Origin of the sequence: Maribacter orientalis, from assembly GCF_900109345.1 — a bacterium.
GTDB classification, from domain to species: domain Bacteria; phylum Bacteroidota; class Bacteroidia; order Flavobacteriales; family Flavobacteriaceae; genus Maribacter; species Maribacter orientalis.
In genome coordinates this window covers 258,836-280,625 of the sequence record NZ_FNZN01000001.1, presented here as the reverse complement: position 1 = coordinate 280,625, position 21,790 = coordinate 258,836, and the positions used below count along the sequence as shown (strand labels likewise).

The 21,790-nt window shown below is 36.3% G+C and carries 19 protein-coding genes; 11 read left to right on the top strand and 8 right to left on the bottom strand.

Annotation, left to right across the window (positions count from 1 at the left end; genetic code table 11):
• Positions 1-12 precede the first annotated feature (12 nt).
• The 11 genes from BMY56_RS18560 (at position 13) to BMY56_RS01105 (ending at position 10,813) form a co-directional block, all read left to right on the top strand.
• Positions 13-153: a hypothetical protein gene (locus BMY56_RS18560; RefSeq protein WP_177170898.1), complete on the top strand. Its 141-nt coding sequence runs from the start codon at positions 13-15 to the stop codon at positions 151-153.
• A gap of 315 nt (positions 154-468) precedes the next feature.
• A complete protein-coding gene (locus BMY56_RS01150) occupies positions 469-1,113 on the top strand; it encodes a DUF2202 domain-containing protein (protein WP_091618915.1) in 645 nt (214 codons plus the stop codon).
• Between the two features lie 201 nt (positions 1,114-1,314).
• Positions 1,315-1,977 carry a DUF6799 domain-containing protein gene (locus BMY56_RS01145; RefSeq protein WP_091620013.1) on the top strand — a complete coding sequence of 221 codons (663 nt, stop codon included), beginning with the start codon at positions 1,315-1,317 and terminating at the stop codon, positions 1,975-1,977.
• Positions 1,978-2,046: 69 nt separating this feature from the next.
• Entirely contained in the window at positions 2,047-2,955 is a 909-nt protein-coding gene (locus BMY56_RS01140) for a hypothetical protein (RefSeq protein WP_245737109.1), read from the top strand.
• A 292-nt stretch (positions 2,956-3,247) separates the two neighbouring features.
• Complete coding sequence (locus BMY56_RS01135) at positions 3,248-4,552, top strand: TolC family protein (protein ID WP_091618914.1); 1,305 nt, start codon at positions 3,248-3,250, stop codon at positions 4,550-4,552.
• Positions 4,553-4,610: 58 nt separating this feature from the next.
• Positions 4,611-5,693, top strand: a complete 1,083-nt coding sequence (locus BMY56_RS01130) for an efflux RND transporter periplasmic adaptor subunit (RefSeq protein WP_091618912.1) — start codon at positions 4,611-4,613, stop codon at positions 5,691-5,693.
• A gap of 125 nt (positions 5,694-5,818) precedes the next feature.
• Positions 5,819-9,052, top strand: coding sequence for an efflux RND transporter permease subunit (locus BMY56_RS01125; protein WP_091618911.1), 3,234 nt, complete (start codon positions 5,819-5,821; stop codon positions 9,050-9,052).
• Positions 9,053-9,062: 10 nt separating this feature from the next.
• Positions 9,063-9,368 (top strand): hypothetical protein, encoded by a 306-nt coding sequence (locus tag BMY56_RS01120; RefSeq protein ID WP_091618909.1) that lies wholly within the window; start codon positions 9,063-9,065, stop codon positions 9,366-9,368.
• 17 nt (positions 9,369-9,385) lie between these two features.
• Entirely contained in the window at positions 9,386-9,571 is a 186-nt protein-coding gene (locus BMY56_RS01115) for a YgaP family membrane protein (RefSeq protein ID WP_091618908.1), read from the top strand.
• A gap of 266 nt (positions 9,572-9,837) precedes the next feature.
• Positions 9,838-10,398 carry a YeeE/YedE family protein gene (locus BMY56_RS01110; protein ID WP_091618907.1) on the top strand — a complete coding sequence of 187 codons (561 nt, stop codon included), beginning with the start codon at positions 9,838-9,840 and terminating at the stop codon, positions 10,396-10,398.
• Between the two features lies 1 nt (position 10,399).
• Entirely contained in the window at positions 10,400-10,813 is a 414-nt protein-coding gene (locus tag BMY56_RS01105) for a DUF6691 family protein (protein WP_091618905.1), read from the top strand.
• 1 nt (position 10,814) lies between these two features.
• Here BMY56_RS01105 and BMY56_RS01100 read toward each other — a convergent pair whose 3' ends face one another.
• The 8 genes from BMY56_RS01100 to BMY56_RS01065 form a co-directional block, all read right to left on the bottom strand.
• Positions 10,815-12,569, bottom strand: a complete 1,755-nt coding sequence (locus BMY56_RS01100; RefSeq protein WP_091618903.1) for a hypothetical protein — start codon at positions 12,567-12,569, stop codon at positions 10,815-10,817.
• Positions 12,562-14,781, bottom strand: a complete 2,220-nt coding sequence (locus tag BMY56_RS01095; RefSeq protein WP_091618901.1) for a tryptophan-rich sensory protein — start codon at positions 14,779-14,781, stop codon at positions 12,562-12,564. Before BMY56_RS01095 ends, BMY56_RS01100 begins: the two co-directional genes overlap by 8 nt.
• On the bottom strand, positions 14,781-16,076 hold the full coding sequence (locus BMY56_RS01090; protein WP_091618899.1) for a BatA domain-containing protein: 1,296 nt from the start codon (positions 16,074-16,076) through the stop codon (positions 14,781-14,783). The genes BMY56_RS01095 and BMY56_RS01090 overlap by 1 nt, the downstream gene beginning before the upstream one ends.
• Before the next feature lies 1 nt (position 16,077).
• The gene (locus BMY56_RS01085; protein WP_091618897.1) at positions 16,078-16,977 is read right to left on the bottom strand and encodes a DUF58 domain-containing protein; all 900 of its coding nucleotides are present in this window, start codon (positions 16,975-16,977) and stop codon (positions 16,078-16,080) included.
• Positions 16,978-17,072: 95 nt separating this feature from the next.
• Positions 17,073-18,077, bottom strand: coding sequence for an AAA family ATPase (locus BMY56_RS01080; RefSeq protein WP_091618895.1), 1,005 nt, complete (start codon positions 18,075-18,077; stop codon positions 17,073-17,075).
• Positions 18,078-18,087: 10 nt separating this feature from the next.
• On the bottom strand, positions 18,088-18,708 hold the full coding sequence (locus BMY56_RS01075; protein WP_091618892.1) for a DUF4159 domain-containing protein: 621 nt from the start codon (positions 18,706-18,708) through the stop codon (positions 18,088-18,090).
• Between the two features lie 92 nt (positions 18,709-18,800).
• Positions 18,801-20,117, bottom strand: coding sequence for a TldD/PmbA family protein (locus BMY56_RS01070; RefSeq protein ID WP_091618890.1), 1,317 nt, complete (start codon positions 20,115-20,117; stop codon positions 18,801-18,803).
• A 27-nt stretch (positions 20,118-20,144) separates the two neighbouring features.
• Positions 20,145-21,785, bottom strand: coding sequence for a TldD/PmbA family protein (locus BMY56_RS01065; protein WP_091618888.1), 1,641 nt, complete (start codon positions 21,783-21,785; stop codon positions 20,145-20,147).
• Between the last annotated feature and the right edge of the window lie 5 nt (positions 21,786-21,790).

Here is a 21,790-nt window from a genome sequence, read left to right as displayed (position 1 = left end):
AAACAAAGTAAAATGACACGAAGAATATCGAAATCGAAACGCTTTTATATGATGAACCCGATAATTCAATTTTTTAAGTTCATTTATTTGAGTATTAAAATAATGCTCATTGTGGCTGGTGGTCATGGAGGAACTCGAAAAGCAAATTATTAATGCCGATAAAAGTAATCATTTTAACCGCAATCGTTGTCTTAATCGGTACCATTGCAGCGTATATTTTATTCTGAAATTGGTTGTATTAGTGGTACCTGTGTAATTACCTCTAAACCTCTATACGGCAAATTATGTGGTGGCTTAATGGGCAGATTGTTATTCATTATGTTCATAAAATCTCCTAAAAAATAACTCAATTTCACGTCTACAAATTTGATGGTTTAAAGTATAAGCAAGTCTCTGTTTATGTAACTAAAGTAACTGTGTCCCTTTTTGTATTTCAAGAACTTAGTTCTGAATTAAAATATAAAGGTTATGAAAAGTTTAGGTAAAACAAGAATATCATTAGCTGTGATTACACTTTTTACGGCAAGTTGGTTTATGTCATGTGAGAATGATGAAACTAATATGGAATTAGATAATCAACAAAATACAGCTATTTCAATTACAGATCAAGAGGCACTCCTTTTTATGTTGGAGGAGGAAAAATTGGCTCGAGATACATATATCTATTTGGACGAATTATGGGGTATCAATCAATTTGCCAATATTCAAATCAGTGAACAATCACATTTAAACTCAGTGGCCAATTTATTAGACGCCTTTGATATTAATTATACTATTGAGCCTAATGGGGTATTTACAAACCAAGAAATTCAGAATCTATATGATGAGTTTATCGTCGACGGAACCCTAAATGTAACGCAAGCACTAGAAGTAGGTGCCGCAATTGAAGATTTGGACATTGTTGATCTTCAGAATTATATAAATGCCACTTCGAATACAGCTATAATTTCGGTTTTTGAAAGTCTTCAATGTGGCTCACGTAATCACTTGAGAAGTTTTGTTTCGGCATTAGAAAATACCGGAAATACATATACACCCCAATTTTTGACAGTTGAAGAATACGAGCTTATCATAAGCGACCCCAATGAACAATGTGGGCGACAAACATTCTAAATATTTTATAATAAATCATTGATTTCCTACTCTGATCCATTGTTATATTCTTATCAATGCTCTTTCAATAATGAAGGAGCATTTTTATGTAACAAATGTTACATAAAGCCCTGTATCTATTGGCTTTATATGACCTAGGTCATTTTGGGTGTTATTTCTGTACAATACTTTTATCCCATGATAAATTTAAAATATAGTATAATGAAAAAAGCACTTTTTTTAGCTGCATTTATGGTTCTAGGAACTACTGTGTTAACCGCTCAAGATCAAGATAGAGATCAGGACCGCTTGATGTTGGTCGATGGCGATGTACTCCAAATTCGTGATCGTGATCAAATACGATTGCAAGATCCTTTAACCTTAAATGATGGCACACTTGTAAACCCTGACGGGTCATATATAACTAGAGATCGAGATCGCTTACGTCTTAAAGATGGCGAATGTTTAGACAATGATGGGGTGAAATACCGCAATGAATATCAATATAGGTATAAGGTAAAACAAGAGAATAAAGGCTTGACAGACTCCCAAATTCAGGAACGCAACCAAAATAGGTTCCAAATAATGATGATTGATGGAGAAGCCTTTCAAATTCGAAATCGTGAGCAAAATCAGATTCAAAATCAAGTTGCTCTTGGAGATGGAATTGTCGTAAACCCCGATGGTAGTTACCAAAATGCCCAGCAAAAACAATTGCGACTTCAAGATGGCGAATGTATTAACATGGATGGTGCAAAGTTCAAAAATATGTACATGCATCGTAAAATGATGGTTCAAAAAAATATGAATGCGAATAAAATGATGAAAAAGGGGACAAAAAAACCTAGTATTAAAAAAAAAACAGGTAAAAAATCCTCTAAATAATAATGAAAAGGGTCTTTGGCATCTTAATAATGTTAAAGACCCTTTTTAAAAATATAATCAGTAAGAGCTATGAAAACAAGATTTTTACTTAATTTACTTTTCGCCTTCTTTATAACTACAGGTCTTGTGGCACAAAACAATCAACAGACCGTAAAAGAAAAATCTGATAAAGACGAATCTTATGTTTTGATAGACGTCAGTTATATCAACGATGCAGTTTTTATGGGAAGGCGTGATTCAATCGCCGCACCTTACATTTTTCCTTCTATAGGCTATTTTGATAAGTCAGGTTTTTTTGTGGATGCCTCAGCATCTTACCTTGTAGGTTCTGAAGAGAATCGGGTAGATTTATTTTTAGGAAGTTTAGGATATATGTCACATACTGAAAACCTAAACGGTGGAATTTCTGGAACAGCGTATTTTTTCAATGAGGCTAGCTACAATGTAAAATCTTCAGTCGTGGCCGATATTTCCGGTTTTCTTAGCTATGATTTTAAGGTGTTGGAATTTTCTCTACTGGCGAGCACCTATTTTAATGATGGTAGTTCTGCCGATATTTTTACCGGGTTAACTTTAAATCGCGTTTTTTTCAGCAATGACCAACAGTTTTTAATCAATCCTACAATCGCGGTGTATGCAGGTTCACAACATTTTTATCAAGAATATTATAGTACCAGTCGCCTGGGAAATCGAAAAAGTAAGGGTAAAGGTCAAAGTATAAATGATTCCCCAACAGAGGTTTCGACCTTGGTAGAAATTCAAGATGTCTCTCAGTTCAATATTTTAAACGTTGAACTCAGCCTACCCCTACAATACTACTATAAACAGTTTATTTTTTCACTTACCCCAGTTTTGGCCATACCCCAGAATAGCGCGACCATTACAACCGAAGATATGGTTATCACTGAAGATTTAGAAAGTACCTTCTATTTTTCAGCCGGCATTAGTTACTGGTTTAATACCAAAACAACAAAATAACCTGTTCTTATTTCAGCTTTTTGGTGGGTTGTAAAAGGCATTTCTGCAATGGGAATACCTTTTTATATCATATAATATCGCCAAACCATAGTAAAACTATCAATGAAAGCTAAGGTTTCCTGACCGTTGTCATTTAAGGCTAAATAATACCCCTCTATATTTGTTTCCTTAGTAATAATTGGCATAAATGAACATTAAGTTGGCTACCAAGCGCTATTTAAATTCATCGGTAACATTTGTTACTGTGCAGCCTGTTTTACAACCTTAATTTTGCCTTAAATAAATGAATACGATGAAGTATAAATTAGGATTAATATTATTACTCGTCCTTTATTCGGGATTAGCACAAGAAACTAAGTCTATTACAAAAGTTGAAGTGTTAGCCAAAGTAAAAGAGAGTAATAACACGATAAAAATGGCACAACAAGATGTGTTGTCCGCAAAGGGTGATTATAATCAGACCAATGCTATTTTGCTACCCAATATCAGCGTTTCACATACAGCTATAGCTACTACGAACCCTTTAATGGCTTTCGGCTCTAAACTAAATCAGGAAATTCTGACCGCTGCAGATTTCAATCCTGATTTATTGAATAACCCTAGACAAATTGAAGATTACGCGACTCGTGTTGAAGTTCAACAACCGCTTTTAAATTTCGACGGAATTTTTCAACGTAAAGCGGCAAAGGCAAAATGGAACGCTACCGAACTACAGTCTGGTCGCACTGAAGATTACTTAGCTCTAGAAGTTGAAAAAGCCTATATGCAATTGCAACTAGCTTACAAAACAGTAACAGTATTACAGAAGGCCCATGAAACAGCATTAGAAAATAAGCGCATCGCTGATAACAGTTATAAGCAGGGTTATTTACAAAAATCGGATGTATTGGCTGTGGAGGTAAGAGTTACCGAAATTGATAACCAGTTACAATACGCTAAGAGTAATATTTTAAACGCCAGTAACTATTTGTCGGTTTTGATGAATTCTGATGAAAATGAAATTTTAAAACCAACCGACTCATTGTCAATAGTGAACTATACATCGAATACGTCTGAAAACTTATCCGAAAATAGAAAAGATATTTTGGCTATGAACTCAGCAACCGAAGCGTATCGCCAGATGCATAAGGCAGACCAAATGGCATTCTTACCTCGTTTAAACGCTTTCGGCACATACGAACTTCATGATGATGAAATTTTTCAAGGTCAAGCTCAAGGTTATTTATTCGGAGCAGAATTAAAATGGAATCTTTTTGAAGGCAGTAAGCGTTTTGGAAAATCGCAAAAAAGTAAAGCCGAATATGACAAATCTAAATTACAGTTAGAACAATACAAGTCTGAAAGTCAATTAGAACTTAATAAGGCAAAAAGAGGACTTGAAGATGCCAAGAACAAATTAAAGCTTACGAAACTAGCCCTTGAACAATCTGGAGAATCACTGCGCATTCGCACCAACCGATTTAAGCAAGGCTTAGAAAAAACTACAGATTTATTAATGTCAGAAACCCAATTCTCACAAAAACAATTAGAGTATTACGGTACAATTTTTCAACATAATTATGCCTTGGCCTATTTGAAATTTTTAATGGAAGAATAGAAACGATTATAAAGAACAATCACCAATACTTTAACAAATACATAATACCAATTAAAAGATGAAAAATAAAAAATATATAATCACAGCAATTTTAGGGGCAACAATCCTAATCTCTAGTTGTGGTAGCGAAGATAAAAAAGTGGTAACCGATAATTCATCCGCCATAACCGTTAAAACAAAGACGGTTTCTGAAAATAATAATAGTCCGTTTTTATCGGTAAGTGGTAAAATAGAAGCTGTTAAGAGTGCAAACATCAGTACTCGAATGATGGGTTATGTAGATAATATATATGTTGGCGTTGGTGATAAAGTTCGTAACGGACAATTATTAATGAGTGTCAATAACGCAGATGTTTCGGCTCAATTAGCCCAAGTAAATGCAGGAATTACCGAAGCTGAAGCCGCTTTCAAAAACGCTGAAAAAGACTATAATCGCTTCACCACTTTATTTAAAGAAAACAGCGCCTCACAAAAAGAGTTAGACGATATCACTGCCAACTATAAGATGGCGAAAGCACGATTAGAGTCTGCTAAACAAATGCGGAACGGGGTAAACGCACAAATGGATTATGCGAATATTCGTGCTCCATTTGATGGAGTGGTTACTAATAAGTTTATCAATGCTGGGGATATGGCAAACCCAAGTATGCCTTTACTTGAGGTAGAATCTCCAGGTAAATATCAAGTTTTGGCCATGGTACCAGAGTCTGAAATTCTGGCTATAAAAAATGATAGCGAAGTTACCGTAGAGATAAAAGCATTGAATAAGAATGTACTAGGTAAAGTTACCGAAGTTAGTACATCTTCTAAAAATACCGGAGGTCAATATTTAGTAAAGGTGATTATCGATAAAACTGATGCACAGCTACTATCAGGTATGTACGCAACCGTACAATTTCCTGTTACTCGTAAGACAACTAGTTCGGCTGTCATGATTCCTATCGAATCTATTGTAAAGAATGGTCAGTTAACAGGCATTTATACGGTTAGCCAAAGCAACACAGCTCTTTTACGTTGGTTGCGTTTAGGACGAACTTTCGGTGACCAAGTAGAAGTACTTTCCGGTCTTTCTGCCGATGAGCAATATATAGTATCTGCGGAAGGAAAATTATTCAACGGAGCTAAAATCGCGAACCAATAAACGAATCTGCGTTAGGGATTGAAGCGGTTACTCAACAGGTACTTTTGTACCGAGGAGTAGTAGTGAAAAGCCCGACCACCTGTCTATCGACTGGTGGAAAAGCACAAACAAAATAAATAGAAATAATGAAGGAAGGTTTAGCTGGCAAAATTGCCAAATTATTTATAGGCAGCAAGTTAACGGTACTTTTAATGATCGTATTCATGGTCATTGGGGTGTACAGTTCGTTTTTAATTCCAAGGGAAGAAGAACCTCAAATTGACGTGCCTATGGCCGATATTTTTGTTGGCTATCCTGGTGCAAGCCCTGCAGAAGTAGAATCGCGGGTGATCAAGCCCTTAGAGAAGTTAATATCAAATATCAAAGGTGTTGAATACGTGTATTCAACGTCGATGAAAGAACAAGGAATGGTCATCGTACAGTTTTATGTTGGTGAAGATATTGAACGGTCGTTCGTGAAATTGTACAACGAAATCAATAAGCATATGGATATTATGCCACAGGGTGTAACGTTCCCTTTGGTAAAAACCAGAGCTATAGATGATGTGCCAATGCTTGGACTTACGTTATGGAGTGAAAACTATGATGGGTATCAGTTGAGCCAAATGGCACAGGAGTTAGAAAGTGAGATAAAGAAGGTAAATGATGTAGCGATTACACATAAAATCGGTAATCAAGACCGCCAGTTGCGTGTGGTTCTAGATAAAGATAAACTGGCCGCTAGCGGATTAGATTTCCTGTCGGTTTCTGAAATGATAAAGGCGAACAATGCGCAATTAAGTTCAGGTAGTTTTGATAAGAATGATACCGAGTTTTTAGTAAACACGGGTAATTTTTTGGCGTCGGTTACCGATGTTGAAAATCTTGTGGTTGGCGTACAACAGAACCAACCGATTTATTTGAAACAAATTGCCAGTATAATCGATGGCCCTGAAGTTCCACAAAGCTATGTTTCTTTAGGTTTTGGACAGGCTAGCGATAAAGTTGCGGATTACAAATCTGAATACCCTGCAGTTACGATTTCTGTAGCCAAAAGAAAAGGTGCCGATGCGATGAAAATTGCAGATATCGTTATTGATAAGGTTAACCATTTACGCACTACACTTATACCTGATGATGTACATGTAGAAATTACCAGAAACTATGGTGAAACGGCATCTCATAAAGTGTCTGAATTATTGCTTCACTTGATTGGCTCCATCTTTGCCGTAACACTTGTTGTGATGTTAGCAATGGGCTGGCGTGGTGGTTTAGTGGTATTTTTATCGGTTCCAATTACATTTGCTTTAACGCTGTTAAGCTACTACATGTTAGACTATACGCTAAACAGAATTACGTTGTTTGCATTAGTTTTTGTTACGGGTATCGTAGTGGATGACTCCATTATTATCGCCGAGAATATGCACCGACATTTTAAAATGAAACGCTTGCCGTTTAAGCAAGCTGCACTTTATGCCATAAACGAAGTAGGTAACCCTACTATTTTGGCAACATTTACGGTAATAGCCTCTGTATTGCCAATGGCATTTGTTTCTGGCTTAATGGGACCTTATATGGCTCCAATGCCAATAGGCGCATCAATCGCCATGATTCTTTCTTTATTTGTGGCATTGACCATTACTCCTTACTTAGGTTATATTTTCTTAAGAGAAAAGGATAAGAAAGGTGAAGAAGCGAAGCCACAGAAACCTTTAGAGGAGACCTTTATTTATAGGATTTACAACAAATTTGAAAGACCGTTAATTGAAAATAAGAGTAAAAGATGGTTGTTTTTGGGATTGACATTTTTATTACTCATGGGATCAATGGTGTTGTTTTTTACCAAATCAGTAGCCGTAAAAATGTTGCCTTTTGATAACAAAAATGAATTTCAGGTGGTTATTGATATGCCAGAAGGTACTACTCTTGAACGTACTGCAGTGGTAGCACAAGAAATATCTCAGTACCTGTCTACTCGGCCAGAAGTAGTGAATTACCAAAATTATATTGGCACTTCTGCACCAATAACGTTTAACGGTTTGGTACGTCATTACGATTTACGTGGTGGTAGTAATATGGCAGATATTCAAGTTAATCTTATTGACAAAGGCGAACGTTCAGCCCAGAGTCATGACATCGCAAGGTTACTTCGCCCTGATATTCAAAAAATAGCAGCTAAATATAACGCCAATGTAAAATTGGTTGAAGTTCCGCCAGGACCTCCTGTATTATCTACGATTGTTGCAGAGGTTTATGGTCCTGATTATGCAGAGCAAATAAAAATTGCCAATAGTGTTCAAGATATTTTAAAAAACACCGATGATGTAGTTGATATCGATTGGTTTGTAGAAGCAGATCAAACCGAATATCGATTCGTAATCAATAAAGAGAAAGCAATGCTCTATGGTGTGGCACCACAACAAATAGCCTATACCATGAATATGGCATTATCCAATAGAGCAATCACAAATTTATACGATGAGAATGCAAACAATCAAGTTGGTTTGATATTGGCTTTAGATGAAAAGGAAAAATCGACCATTTCAGATATTTCGCAATTGAAGATTACTTCTAAGCAAGGTACCATGGTGCCAATTGCCGACTTAGTTGACATTAAAGAAACCATAAGCGCAAAAAGCATTTATCATAAAAATCAAAAGCGTGTAGTTTACGTGATGGCCGATATGGCCGGAGAATTGGAGAGTCCTGCTTATGCCATTTTAGGTATGGAGGAAAAGCTCAAAGAAATTGCCTTGCCAAAAGGTTATGAAATCAATGAAATGTACCTAGGTCAGCCTGAATTTGAAGATAACTATACCGTTAAGTGGGATGGTGAGTGGCAAATTACGCTTGAGGTATTTCGTGATTTAGGAATTGCCTTTATGGGAGCTATCATATTAATTTATATTTTGATTGTAGGATGGTTTCAAAACTTTAAAGCACCTATTGTAATGATGGTTGCTATACCGCTTTCCTTAATCGGAATTATTTTAGGCCACTGGATTATGGGCGCATTTTTTACCGCTACTTCGTTTATCGGAATGATTGCATTAGCAGGTATCATGGTACGGAACTCCGTACTACTAATCGACTTTATTAATTTGCGTTTGGCAGAAGGTATACCAATTAAACAAGCAGCCATTGAAGCTGGTGCAGTTCGTACTACACCTATTCTATTAACCGCAGGTACGGTAGTAATTGGTGCATTCGTTATTTTATTTGATCCCATATTTCAAGGGTTAGCTATTTCATTGATGGGTGGGACTATCGTCTCTACTGTGCTTACTTTATTGGTTGTCCCATTGGTCTATTACATGATCGAGCGGAAGAATTATCCAGAAACTGAAATGGAAGAAGAAACAGATAGAATTAAAGACTAAAATCAATAAAATGAAATTACTAATTGTAACGGTCGTAGAAGAATTCGAGAAGGATATTCTTAGGCTATTTAAAAAAGCTAATATTGAAAGTTTTAGTGAAAGTCGTATTGATGGACATAAAAATCTAACATCTATGGTTCGTACAGCAAGTTGGTTCCCTAGTGAAAAAGGAGGTGTAGAATCAAGTTTATTCTTCTCATTCACCTCAGACGAAAATATAGATTCGCTTTTTGAACTTATTAAAACGTTTAATGAAAAGTTGGAAACAAACAACCCAATAAAAGCAGTTGTTGTACCTATTGAAAAATCAATTTAATCTTAAAAATTATCAAAATGCTAAACACATATTTTAGAGTTATCGTAGGTATAATGGTTTTACTGAGCGTAGTCTTAGCGGTATATGTAAATATCAACTGGTTATGGTTTACAGTATTCATAGGAGTTAATCTTATACAGTCAGCATTTACAAAGTGGTGTTTGTTGGAAACTATACTTATAAAATTAGGAGTCAAAAAATAATACTCTTTTACCATTTAGTTTGTCCTAAATAGGTTGTTCTAGATATTCTATCTAATTGTATTGTCCTTGACTTGATTTAAAGTTAAGGACAATACATTACTGATATTCAACATCTTACGAATACAAAAGTATGGATTTGAGGTTATTACCCTACTGAAAAGTTGGTATGTCCTGTAAGTTAATATCTTGCCAATGTGATAGTGATTGCAAAAGAATCAGTTTCTTTGCGCTTTTATAATTCACTTTGAACAAGAATTAATTAGAAAATGAATTTATTATATAACCCATGGCCATGGTATGTAGCCGGACCGTTAATAGCCTTAACCATGTTTATTCTGCTTTATGCAGGGAAAAAATTTGGCATGTCGTCTAACTTAACAACGATGTGCTCTATTGGTGGTGCAGGAAAATATTCCGATTACTTTAAATTTGATTGGAAATCACAACGTTGGAACCTAATAGTTGTTGTAGGAGCTATTATCGGGGGATTTATTGCATCCCAATATATGTCTGATAATACCGTGAAGATTAATCCGGAAGTTGCGCAACAGCTTTCTAATGATTACGGAATTGAAAGTGCCGGGGAAGCCTATTTACCAACTGAACTTTTCGCATCAGAACAACTTACAAATCCTTTTGTACTTGTAATTTTAATTCTAGGCGGATTCTTGGTGGGCTTTGGTGCCCGATATGCCGGTGGTTGTACAAGCGGTCATGCCATTTCTGGACTTAGTAATTTACAGTTGCCTTCTCTTATTGCCGTCATTGGCTTCTTTATAGGTGGGCTTGTAATGATTCACCTTTTATTCCCCCTAATTTTTAGTTAGTATGAAGTATTTAAGTTATTTGACTATAGGTATATTTTTCGGAATCATTATGTATAAATCTGAAGCTGCTTCTTGGTTCAGAATTTATGAAATGTTTCAATTCGGTTCTTTTCACATGTATGGTATCATTGGTTCTGCACTTGTTATTGGAGTAATTGGTGTGCAAATCATTAAAAAGTATAACATAAAAGCTATTGGAGGTACCGAAATGAATTTACATCCTAAAAAAAAAGGTGTCACCAATTATCTAATCGGAGGTATTATTTTTGGTCTTGGATGGGCTTTAGCAGGTGCTTGCCCTGGACCTATGTATGTACTTGCCGGAGCTGGGTATTATTCCATTTTAGTGGTGATTGCCGGAGCACTTTTAGGAACTTTTGTATACGGAGTTGTAAAAAACAAATTACCTCATTAATTTACTTGTCCGTTATCAACTTAGGCGACAACCACAACCATCCTATTCCTATTAGAAATAGAATGTAAAAAGATATTGGTGAAATGGGACGGTCATTAGTAACCGTCCTGTTTTTGTTTAGGGTATTTTTGAATCGCTTTTGGTTTGCCGCTATTGATTCAGTAGTTCTTAACGATTTCCAATTTACATCATCGTATACATAGTATGAAAACTGCGAGGTACTATCACTTTCGATTTCTAGGGTATTCCAACCTTTTTTCTTTGGATAAATTATACCAGAATATTTGTTAGATATCATAGGTTTTTGAACTGTAGCTACCAGCCCTCCATTTTCATTGACTATAGAGAACCCTTTTAAATTTGTGTAAAGATTAAAATCAAAGGGTGCGTCTACTATAGGTATGTGAGAAACTGCCTTCCATTCTACAGCCATATTATTCTTTTTAATAATGGCATCTAAAATTTGGGTCCAACAATTTTTATAAGCTTCATCCGAACCATTTAACAATAACTGATAACTATTTGAAATTGTGGTAGTTGCTACTCTCCCCAAACCCATTTGTTTATATGCGGCTATAGTAAGACCGTCCCCTTTGAGTATGGGTTGTACTAAAAATTGTTCATCAAAATCATAAGGGTATTTCTCTAAGGAATTGGAAGAATTAGGTAGTTGTACCTCATCTATAGCATCTCGTTTAAATTTAAAATAAGATGAACTTTCACGAAGATTAAAAAGGAATTCACTTGGTTGAATGAACACTCCTAATCCGCTTTCCCGAATATTCTTTTCAAAACGATTTTTTAGGCTAGCGCTAAAATTAAAATAGGTATCTGCATCTGAAATTATGAGATCAAACTGATTCAAAACAGCATCGGTTAATTCATATACGGGTGAACTACTGGTATTGAAATATTCAAACTTAAATTTACCTTTTGTAAGTTGACTTCTAACAATTACTTCGTGACCCTCTTCAGCCAAAAAATTCTTTAAATATTTTGTTTCGAAAGTGGGAAAGTTATTCAAAATCAAAACGCGTAAAGGTTTCTTTTCTTTAATTTCTATAGGTAAAGGATTCCCATCTAATAAAACCCCAGTACTGTCCTTTACAGTTAGTTGATACACATATGTTCCACTAGTTTTAGGGCTACCCGATAATGAAAAGTCAGGATTTCCATTCTCACCAAATTGTATGGAGTCCAGCCCATTTCCTCCGGAATCCTCAAAAACCAAAAATGCCCCCTTTATCGGTTGATTATAGCTACCAACTATTTCAACCTTTTCTCCTAAGTTAATATGATTTGTATATGATAATCGGTTGATTCCTGATGGGTTTTCCTTTGGAATATAGTCTACAGACAAATCATTAAATAGCGAAAAATCATATGATGGTATGCCCTGCCCTATTACGTAAATACTGGTTAGGGAATCCAGTTCATTTCTAATAGATTTTCCAGAATCATAATTCAACACTTTTATACCTTTGTTTAGCGAAACTAGGCTATCATTTTGCTGTTCATCAAATCCGTCGGTTAGTAAAAGTCCTTTTTGGTCATCTACCTCCACTTCCTTTGTTGGTTCTAACACCAATAGTACCAATGCGGCAATCGTTACAAATGCCACAACCGCATTCAAAACAAAATTCCTTCGATTTCTAGTTACCCATTCCTTATAGAAAAAAATAGCAAATAAGACCAGCCCTGCAATAAGAACCGGTATTAAAACATCATTATGTACAAATGAAAATCTGTTAATCATAGGTTTCCAAATGTTTTAGGAATAATGAATTGATTTCATCGGTATACGTATTGCGAGCACCTGGTATTTGTTTTGTTTTTGGTAAAGCGGACAATAAGCCTTTCTGAACAGTTTTATAATTACTGATTGTTCTCCCCGTATTATTTTCAATCTGCTTTAATCCTTGAAGAACACCTAAATACTTACCTGGATTCTCTATAGCCAAGATTGCCAACTCATTACCTGCATTAGCAAAAACCTCCTTATCACCCTCTAGAAAAACAGCTTGTTGCTGAATAAGTTTTTCTAACCTCTCTACCGCTTTATTCATTGATTTAAATGGTTGATCCAATTCAAGATTTTCTGTCTTCCTAAAATTATCAATAGCATCTATTGAACCTGTTAGCCTGCTTTCTTCCTTTATTGGTGGTGGGTCAAAACCTATTCTATGCACATAAATTCGCGCACTATTTTTTATTTCTTGAATCAATTTCAAAGCATCATATTGAAATGGCAATGATTTTTCAGGCTCATACAATCGCAAATACAATTCGGCATCCCACATAATACTTAGGGCCTTTCTTAATTTTGTTTTCAGGGATTCCTCAAATAAAGTGGATTCTTCTGGGTCATCATGATTATGAAGGTAATCGCGCAAAGGGTCTTCCGCTTCTTCAGATTCTTGTAAAGGAACCAGGTTATGTTCGTTATCACCATCATGGTCATGCGAGTATTCTTTCAATATATTTTCTTGATCTTCAGCATGATCATGATCCTCACCTGCTTCATCGGTTTCGATCTCACTTGGTGCTTCTGCCATTTCAGATTCATCCCCCATAAATTGACCGTATTTTAATCGTAACGCTTTTTGATCAAAACCTAGTTCGTTACTTCTAGATTTGAATTCTTGGGTTGATATCGTCGGTTTATCCTTTATCAGTTTTTCAGTATCAATAATCAACTGACGTTGACTTCTAAAATAATCGGGCATTTGATCAACTCCCAAAGTACCTTCTACTGCGAATTGGTCGGTTACCGTATCTTTTATGACAGCAAAATAAGTCTCGCTACGAGCTACATTCCGTTTGGGTTCTTTTTCATCGTAAGCTTCAATATAGAAATACAGCTCGTCTCCTACTTCCATTTTCAAGGCATCTAAATCAATGTTTTTGGTAACATTTAAGTTGCGCTTCCCTTTTTGAATTGCTTCATTAAAATTTAATTTCTCTTCCCTAAACTTTACGGATTCTCCCGACCCTTTACTCACCGTAGCAATTATGTATGCTTCATCTATGCCGTAATCATCGGTTATCGTACTTTGCAACTGAATCTTCTTAGTATCTAAAAAATCAAAATAGGTGTATTGTTCCAAACCTAAAATTTCTATTTCAGGTGTATTGTCAGGTATGGCTTCTAAGGAAAACAAATCAGAGGTAAATTCAACTCCATCTTCATTCTTGAATTTAAAACTGTAAAACCCCGATTCTTTAAGTGATTGACGAATGGTGTACCCATCATCAACCTTTTGTAACGGGAATGATTCGCCCATGCGCTCCATAAAAACACTTGAAACCGGATTATCGAATTGTAGCCTCCAATCAATTTTAGAATTCACTACAGCTTTTACATTAGGCTCAGCCGTGGTTTTATGACCTAGACGCGTATATGCTGGATAGGAAACCGTAATAACCTGCTCCGTTATTTTTGGTAGTACCAATTCTATTGCAAGAGTATCTGTAGCTACAAATTGAATATGCTCTTGATTTGAATTAGAATTGAAAACATCATCTACTCCACTGAACAACCCTAGCTTACTTAATAAAAACCCGACAACTACTAGGACAACTAAAACTGCACTGGCTTGCTTTATCTTATTGGGAGGATTAATGGCACCTAATCTTGTCTTAAGTTCGTGAGATACTTTATATCGTTGTAACCTGGCAAGGTTGGATAATGATTCTTCTGGCTGTAATAAAAGTCCGGTGCTAAACGAAGCTTCGGCTACATGTGCATCGATATATGAACTGGTAGTATTTAAATTGTGAGACCATGGGTGTTTTATTAAAAGTAGTAGTAATAAAGCAAGTGTAAAAACCGCCAATGCAATCAAAATATTACTGGCTAAGAAATAAGCGAACAAACCAACACCTAAAGCGTATAAAAACACTTCTAGATACCCTAACAGTTGCCACCGTTGGTTGAATTTCATCAAATGTTGTTTGCCCAATTCCATTACTGTTTTCTTAAATAAGCCACTAGGCGTTCAACTAGTAACAAGGCAAATAACAACACCCATAAATAGGGAAGTAAATTAAAACTCACCAATTGAGGTGTCTTTGCAGTACTCTTCTTAAAATTCGTTTGTAATTCGGTTTCTGTTACTTGGCGAATGTCTGCTTCAGAAACTAATTCATCCAACTCAGTATTGACATCTAAAATGTTCAATAAATTTTCTACCAACCGTTGTTCCATGGCATTCTCAGCACTGATTCTTTTTGTCAAAACAAAGGTGTTCGCTTCTGAATCTTCTTCAATTAGGGAATTTGCTACGGAATCCTTTTTATAAACCAATAACCTATTAAAAGAATCTGGTACAGGTTTTTCACTTAGCCAAATCGTTAAATCGCTTGGCATCTTTTTTGACACAACTGTATCTAGCTTGCTTTCTACATTTATTTCTCGATCAAGATATTCTTCTAGTGTCGCAAATGCAGCCTCAAAATATCTTTTATCATTCGCTAAACTATCTGTATAAAAAATGGCTATTTCTATTGGTTTTTGAATAACAAGTGGCACCTTGCCTGCATTTTCCTTATCATTTATCCTAAGGCTGTCCCCAGTAGAATTTAATACGTATTCAGAACCAAGTGTAATTGGCGATCTATAAACCTCAACTTTATTCGATGTACCAACAGCTGAGAATAATTGCACATCCTTTTCATTTTGATACGCAATCAATGGCATATCTACCGTTTGTGGCGAATCAATTACCACCCATTTAATTTGATGATTGGTTTCTGGTCGTGCACCTCTTACTCCCTTAGCATATCCATTTGTAAAAACAACAATACTATCCGTTTTTAGCATATCCGTTTCCGATGCTAAAGACCAATAATCTGGCATTATTTCAACTTGTGAATTGTACTTATCATACTCCCAAATGGGAAACCCTTTTTTGAAAAGACGTATTTCTTGTCCGTCGACAAGACTATCTAACCGAGCCATGAAATTCTTATTTTGACTTAGTTCTGGTTCTACTAAATAGGTTAACGAAGAAGTATTAGTTCTTGAATTCCATTTAGGTTTTGCCAAAACAAATGTCAATACGCTTATGATAAGCATTCTTATGAGCAATAGCCAAAACTCATTTAATTGAATACTACTCGATTGTTTTGATTTTGATTCTGATAACAGCTGAACACTCCCTATTTTAATAGTCTTCGCCTCCTTCTTACTCCATAAATGGATAGCTATTGGCACAGATAGTCCCAATAAAGCCCATAAATACAAAGGATGTGCAAATGACATATTAGTTGAGTCTTTTACGTTGTTTTAAAAATAATTGAAGCGCTTCACCTAAATGGGCATCCATACGAAAGACATGATGATCAATTCCGTTTGAGAGTAACTCTTCCTTAATCTTTTTCAATCGGTTTTCAAGGGTAGCTAAATATTCGATTTTGGCATTTTCGGTATCTACCTTTACCCGTGCTCCTGTCTCCCAATCTTCAAAAGTTATATTTGATGCATAATTGAAATCCATTTCTGCAGCTCCCATAATCTGGAGTACAACAACTTCATTTCGGGAAGATTTCAATCCTTTTATAAAATTTGAAATTTCCGTATTCGATTCGTACATATCCGTCAGGAAAAAAATCAATTCTTTTCCACCTCTATTGGGTATTCGCTTATCAGAAATATGGGTTTCCGGCCATTTCCCGGTATTTGAAAGATTAATCAGTTCTAACAACAGTCTATTGTAATGCTTCTTGTCTGCCTTTGGATAAATACTAAGGACATCCGTTTCATTTAGAGCGAATAATCCAACAGCGTCTCCCTGTTTATGAGCCATATACGCCAATGTTGCCACGAGAACACGAACAAAGTCCATTTTGGATAAATCCGCTTCTTTATGCAGCATTGAAGCACTTGAATCGATTATAAATTTAATGGTGACCTGACTTTCTATCTCTGATTGCTTGATATAATACCGACCGGAACGTGCCAGCATTTTCCAATCTAATAGCCTTAAATCATCACCAGGTTCATAGCCGCGATATTGACTAAATTCCATTCCAGGACCAACGCTTACACTTCTATTTAAACCTGAAGTAAAGCCTTCAACCACTATTCGAGATATCAATGATAACCCCGAAACGGTGTTGATGACTTCTGGTTTTAATAAATCGTGATAGTCCTGTTGTGCCATTTACTCGATAATAGAGATTTAAATGATTCGACGCTTGCGCCGAAATCTAAATTAAACTTATAATTTAATACCTCGCGGGCTTTCCCCGAGATTGTTTACTTGCCTTTTAGTTCAATGACATTCAATAAATGAGTTGCAACTTTATCTGAAGTTATCCCTTCTGACTCTGCCCTGAAATTGACCAAAACTCGATGACGAAGCACTGGTAATGCCACACTTTTAATGTCATTTAAAGTGACGGCTAACCTACCTTCTAACAAGGCATTAGCCTTTGCCGTTAAGATCATTGCTTGACCTGCACGCGGACCTGCGCCCCAATCTACCCAGTCTTTCACATAAGAATCCATAGTCGTTTCTGGTCGTGTAGCACGAATGATATCACTAACAAAACTGATCAATGCATCACTAATGGAAACTTCACGAACCAATTGCTGTAATCTAACGATATCGTCACCAGATATGACTTTATTCAACTTTCTTTTTACGGCGCCTGTAGTCGCTTTTAAAATTGCTTCTTCATCTTGTTTTGTTGGGTATCCTATTTTAATGTACAGTAAGAAACGGTCTTGCTGTGCTTCCGGTAAAACAAAGGTTCCTGATTGTTCTATGGGATTTTGGGTAGCCAAAATAAAGAAAGGTTTATCTAACGGATAGGTTTTATCCCCATAAGTAACCTCAAATTCTTGCATAGCTTCTAATAAAGCAGCTTGTGTTTTTGGTGGTGTACGGTTTATTTCATCTGCCAGAATAATATTCGAAAAAATGGGACCCTTGTTGAACTTGAAAAACTTCTTTCCTGTGGTATGGTCTTCCTCTAAAATCTCTGTACCTATAATATCCGAAGGCATTAAATCTGGCGTAAACTGAATTCGTTTGAATTTTAAATCTATAGCATTTGCCAAGGTCCTGATCATTAGAGTTTTTGCTAAACCGGGCACTCCTTCTAATAAGGCATGACCACCAGCTAAAAATGTAATCAGTAATTGAGATACCGTTTCTTCTTGCCCAATAATTACCTTTCCTATTTCTTGCTTTAAGGCTTTCAACTTATCGGAAAGCATTTCTACCTCATCTGCTATGCGTTGTAATTCTTTATCCATTCAAATATGTTTATGAGGTAAGGGCATATAATACTATATTAACCCCAAACCGTGTATTGTCTATTTTGTACCAACGTTTGTTTCTAAAATCGTAATCCCATTCGCAGCCGTAGTCCTTATTACTATAGAGTACTCCTACTCTGCCATTGATTTCTATTGCTTTCAAATAATCGTGTACCAAGTCGTCTCCCCAACCATTTAATTCTTGTGATGTGGTTGGTGGACCATCTTCGAAATCAAAGAAAATAGAATATATTTCGTGGTCGTTAGGAATTTTTTTTAATTCGGAAGGACCAAATATTTCTTCCATTTGGCGCTCAAAGGACTTGGCGAAGAGTCCGTCAATATCGTGATTGCAATCATCGGCAAAAACGAAGCCTCCATTGCGGATATACTTCTCGAAATTCTCTTTTTCCTTTTTGGTAAACTCTACTAGTTTGTGTCCGGATATATAACAAAACGGACTCTTAAAAATATCATCGCTAGCTAGGGTTATTATCTTTTCTTGTGGATCTACTTTTAATGTGGTGTATTCCACTAACGAATTTAACAAATTGGAAGGCATGCGCTGATCTACATCCCAATCTCCGGATTCATACTGTAATCTTGTAAAGAAAAATTCATTGCTCAATAGTGAAAAACTTATTTAAAATTCAGCTGCAAAAAGAAAACTGGTTGTCGTGAAAGATCACAAACAACCAGTTTAAAGATTCAAAATATCATTTATACCGCATCGGAAAGACTGGTGAACGTAAAGTCACGAACCTTCATATATGGTATTAAATTACCATTGATACGTACTTGCTTACCAAGGGTTTCCAAATTATTCAACATGATGATTGGACTCTCATTAAACCTGAAGTTTTTTACTGGGTATTTAATTTCTCCGTTTTCAATATAAAAAGTTCCGTCTCTTGTAAGTCCTGTATACAGTAAGGTTTGTGGGTCAACGCTACGTATATACCATAAACGAGTAACCAAAATTCCTTTTTTGGTGCTCTTAATCAACTCCTCTAAGCTAGCATCACCACCTGCCATTATTACGTTCGATGGAAAAGGAACAGGATCAACTCCTTTTTCCTTTGCCCAAAACCTATCATATGCCAAATTTTTAACCACTCCGTTTTCTAACCAAGTTGTTTTTTTTAAGGGTTGCCCTTCTCCATTCCAAGTAGATGTCGGTACTTCAGGATTCAAAGGATCTGACCAAATACTTACACGTTCATCTACAATTTTCTCTCCTAATTTATTCGTACCATCAGCGCCAGACATAAAGCTTCTACCCTCATCGGCCGAACGTGCGTCTAAAGACCTGAACATATTTCGTAATAGATCAGATGAAGCTGCAGGTTCTAAAATAACGGTGTACTTACCCGGCTCAATTGCTTTTGCCTCTCTAGACATTACAGCTTTATCGATTGCCGTTTTCGCAGCCTCATCTGCATCAAACTTAGTGACATCGTTAAAATCCCTTGATACCCATCCTGAACCTGTACCATCATTGGTACGCATAGTCACAGTAAAATCTACGTCGGTTGATTTGTTATAGGCAAAAAGTCCCTTAGAATTGATCATGGCACTAAAGCCGGCAGAATCATTTAAAAATCCTGCAGCGGTAACATCTTTAGCTGCTGCTGGCACAATACTACTACTGGCTACCTCGGCCCTGTATTCTGGCGATATGCTTGCCGTTGATTCACTAAAACTTATAGATTCATCATACATCTGTGGACCTAAAGGCTCCATAAACTCAGAATTCTCAGGTGACAGATTTGCCAATTCCTCAGCTCTTCTTACCACCTTTTCCAATGATGCATCATCGAATTCATCTATAGTTGCAGTACCTGATTTTTTACCAAAACTAGATTGTACCGCCAAGCTTTGATTAGAACTGTACCCAGATGTAGATACTGTATTACGAGCGTACCTTATATTACCGCTATTGTAGCCGTTTAAATTTATTTCACAGGTATCGGCTTTGGAAAAGCTTAATGCCTTCTCCAAAATTTTTCTTGCTTCTTCTTTTGTATAAATTGCCATTGTTGTTCTGTTTTTGGGTGAACCTAATTAAATAGTTCTACCTGTGTTTATTACGTTTACATCATTGAACCTAGCGGTAGAACTACCGTGAGATACGGCACTCGCCTGAGAAGGCTGTCCTTTACCGTCAAAGAAAGTACCAAATAATCGGTAATCACTTTCATCGCAAATCTTAACACATGAATTCCAAAATTCTTGGGTATTGGATTGGTAAGCCACATCTTCTAACATACCTACAATTTCACCATTTTTAATTTCATAAAACACAGTACCACCAAATTGGAAATTATAACGTTGTTGATCAATTGAATAAGATCCACGACCAGCGATATAAATTCCCTTCTCTACATCTTTGATCATCTCAGAAATGGAATACTTTTCCTTTCCTGGTTCTAAAGATACATTTGGCATACGTTGAAACTGAACATCATCCCAACTTTGTGCATAACAACATCCATGAGATTCGTTTTGGTCGATCATATGTACTTGATCCCGTATAGCTTGGAAATTGGTTAAAACACCATTTCTAACCAAATCCCATTTCTTGGTCTTAACACCTTCATCGTCAAACCCAACAGCACCTAATGAACCTACTTGAGTTTTATCGGCAACAAGGTTTACGATATCACTACCATATTTAAAATTACCAGATTTAAGTTTATCCAAAGAGGCGAAACTGGTACCCGCGTAATTGGCTTCGTAACCCAATACACGATCCAATTCTAATGGGTGACCAACAGATTCATGAATTGTTAATCCTAAATGATTTGGCTCTAATACTAGATCATATTTACCAGCATCAACCGATTTGGCGGTTAATTTTTCTTTGGCCTGTTTTGCAGCAATGGTAGCATCTTCTACCATATCATAACTATTTCTATACAATCGTAAGCCAGCAGGACCTTCTAATTTTTCAGATTCTAGACCGTCCATATATTCATACCCCATACCTACAGGGGCACTCATGTTCTCTCTGGTCTTAAAGTTACCTTTAGCCTTATCTATTGCAGTTACCCTAAATGTTGGCCATAACCTATGTATATCTTGATCTATGTAAGAACCGTCGGTAGAAGCAAAATATTTTTGCTCGTTTACCATGAATAAGGCTGAGTTCACATAATCAGCACCATTATCCAAAGCAGCGGCGTTAGCAGTCAATAATAAGTCTACTTTTTCAGAAACAGGTACCTCTTTAAAGTCTTTAGTAATCGGCGTTTTCCAAGAAACTTCGCCATAAGCGTTTACTGGTGCAAGTTGAACTGGATCTGTTTGTATTTTTGAATTTGCCTTCGCAATTGCCACTGCTTGTTCCGTTGCTTTTTTAATTCCGTCTTCTGTAACACTATTGGTTGAGGCAAAACCCCAAGTACCATTTGCAATGACACGGATACCAACACCGAAAGATTCTGTATTGACTACATTTTGTACTTTATCTTCCCTAGTAAAAACATATTGATTTAAATACCGACCTATTCTAGCATCTGCATAGGTTGCCCCTAAAGATTTCGCCGTATTTAAGGCTACATCTGCCATTCTCTTTTTCACTAGGGCATCCATACCCGGTTCTAGTAAAGCTTCCGTCGGGATGTCATTTCCTAGCAATAATGACGGCATCATTAGTGCTCCGGCACCCAACCCGGCGTACTGTACAAAATCTCTTCTTTTCATCTGTT

Excerpts from the sequence above, each read along its gene's own strand:
- BMY56_RS18560 (WP_177170898.1), top strand. The coding sequence starts at position 13 with ATGACACGAAGAATATCGAAATCGAAACGCTTTTATATGATGAACCCG.
- BMY56_RS01150 (WP_091618915.1), top strand. The coding sequence starts at position 469 with ATGAAAAGTTTAGGTAAAACAAGAATATCATTAGCTGTGATTACACTT.
- BMY56_RS01145 (WP_091620013.1), top strand. The coding sequence starts at position 1,315 with ATGAAAAAAGCACTTTTTTTAGCTGCATTTATGGTTCTAGGAACTACT.
- BMY56_RS01140 (WP_245737109.1), top strand. The coding sequence starts at position 2,047 with ATGAAAACAAGATTTTTACTTAATTTACTTTTCGCCTTCTTTATAACT.
- BMY56_RS01135 (WP_091618914.1), top strand. The coding sequence starts at position 3,248 with ATGAAGTATAAATTAGGATTAATATTATTACTCGTCCTTTATTCGGGA.
- BMY56_RS01130 (WP_091618912.1), top strand. The coding sequence starts at position 4,611 with ATGAAAAATAAAAAATATATAATCACAGCAATTTTAGGGGCAACAATC.
- BMY56_RS01125 (WP_091618911.1), top strand. The coding sequence starts at position 5,819 with ATGAAGGAAGGTTTAGCTGGCAAAATTGCCAAATTATTTATAGGCAGC.
- BMY56_RS01120 (WP_091618909.1), top strand. The coding sequence starts at position 9,063 with ATGAAATTACTAATTGTAACGGTCGTAGAAGAATTCGAGAAGGATATT.
- BMY56_RS01115 (WP_091618908.1), top strand. The coding sequence starts at position 9,386 with ATGCTAAACACATATTTTAGAGTTATCGTAGGTATAATGGTTTTACTG.
- BMY56_RS01110 (WP_091618907.1), top strand. The coding sequence starts at position 9,838 with ATGAATTTATTATATAACCCATGGCCATGGTATGTAGCCGGACCGTTA.
- BMY56_RS01105 (WP_091618905.1), top strand. The coding sequence starts at position 10,400 with ATGAAGTATTTAAGTTATTTGACTATAGGTATATTTTTCGGAATCATT.
- BMY56_RS01100 (WP_091618903.1), bottom strand. The coding sequence starts at position 12,569 with ATGATTAACAGATTTTCATTTGTACATAATGATGTTTTAATACCGGTT.
- BMY56_RS01095 (WP_091618901.1), bottom strand. The coding sequence starts at position 14,781 with ATGGAATTGGGCAAACAACATTTGATGAAATTCAACCAACGGTGGCAA.
- BMY56_RS01090 (WP_091618899.1), bottom strand. The coding sequence starts at position 16,076 with ATGTCATTTGCACATCCTTTGTATTTATGGGCTTTATTGGGACTATCT.
- BMY56_RS01085 (WP_091618897.1), bottom strand. The coding sequence starts at position 16,977 with ATGGCACAACAGGACTATCACGATTTATTAAAACCAGAAGTCATCAAC.
- BMY56_RS01080 (WP_091618895.1), bottom strand. The coding sequence starts at position 18,077 with ATGGATAAAGAATTACAACGCATAGCAGATGAGGTAGAAATGCTTTCC.
- BMY56_RS01070 (WP_091618890.1), bottom strand. The coding sequence starts at position 20,117 with ATGGCAATTTATACAAAAGAAGAAGCAAGAAAAATTTTGGAGAAGGCA.
- BMY56_RS01065 (WP_091618888.1), bottom strand. The coding sequence starts at position 21,785 with ATGAAAAGAAGAGATTTTGTACAGTACGCCGGGTTGGGTGCCGGAGCA.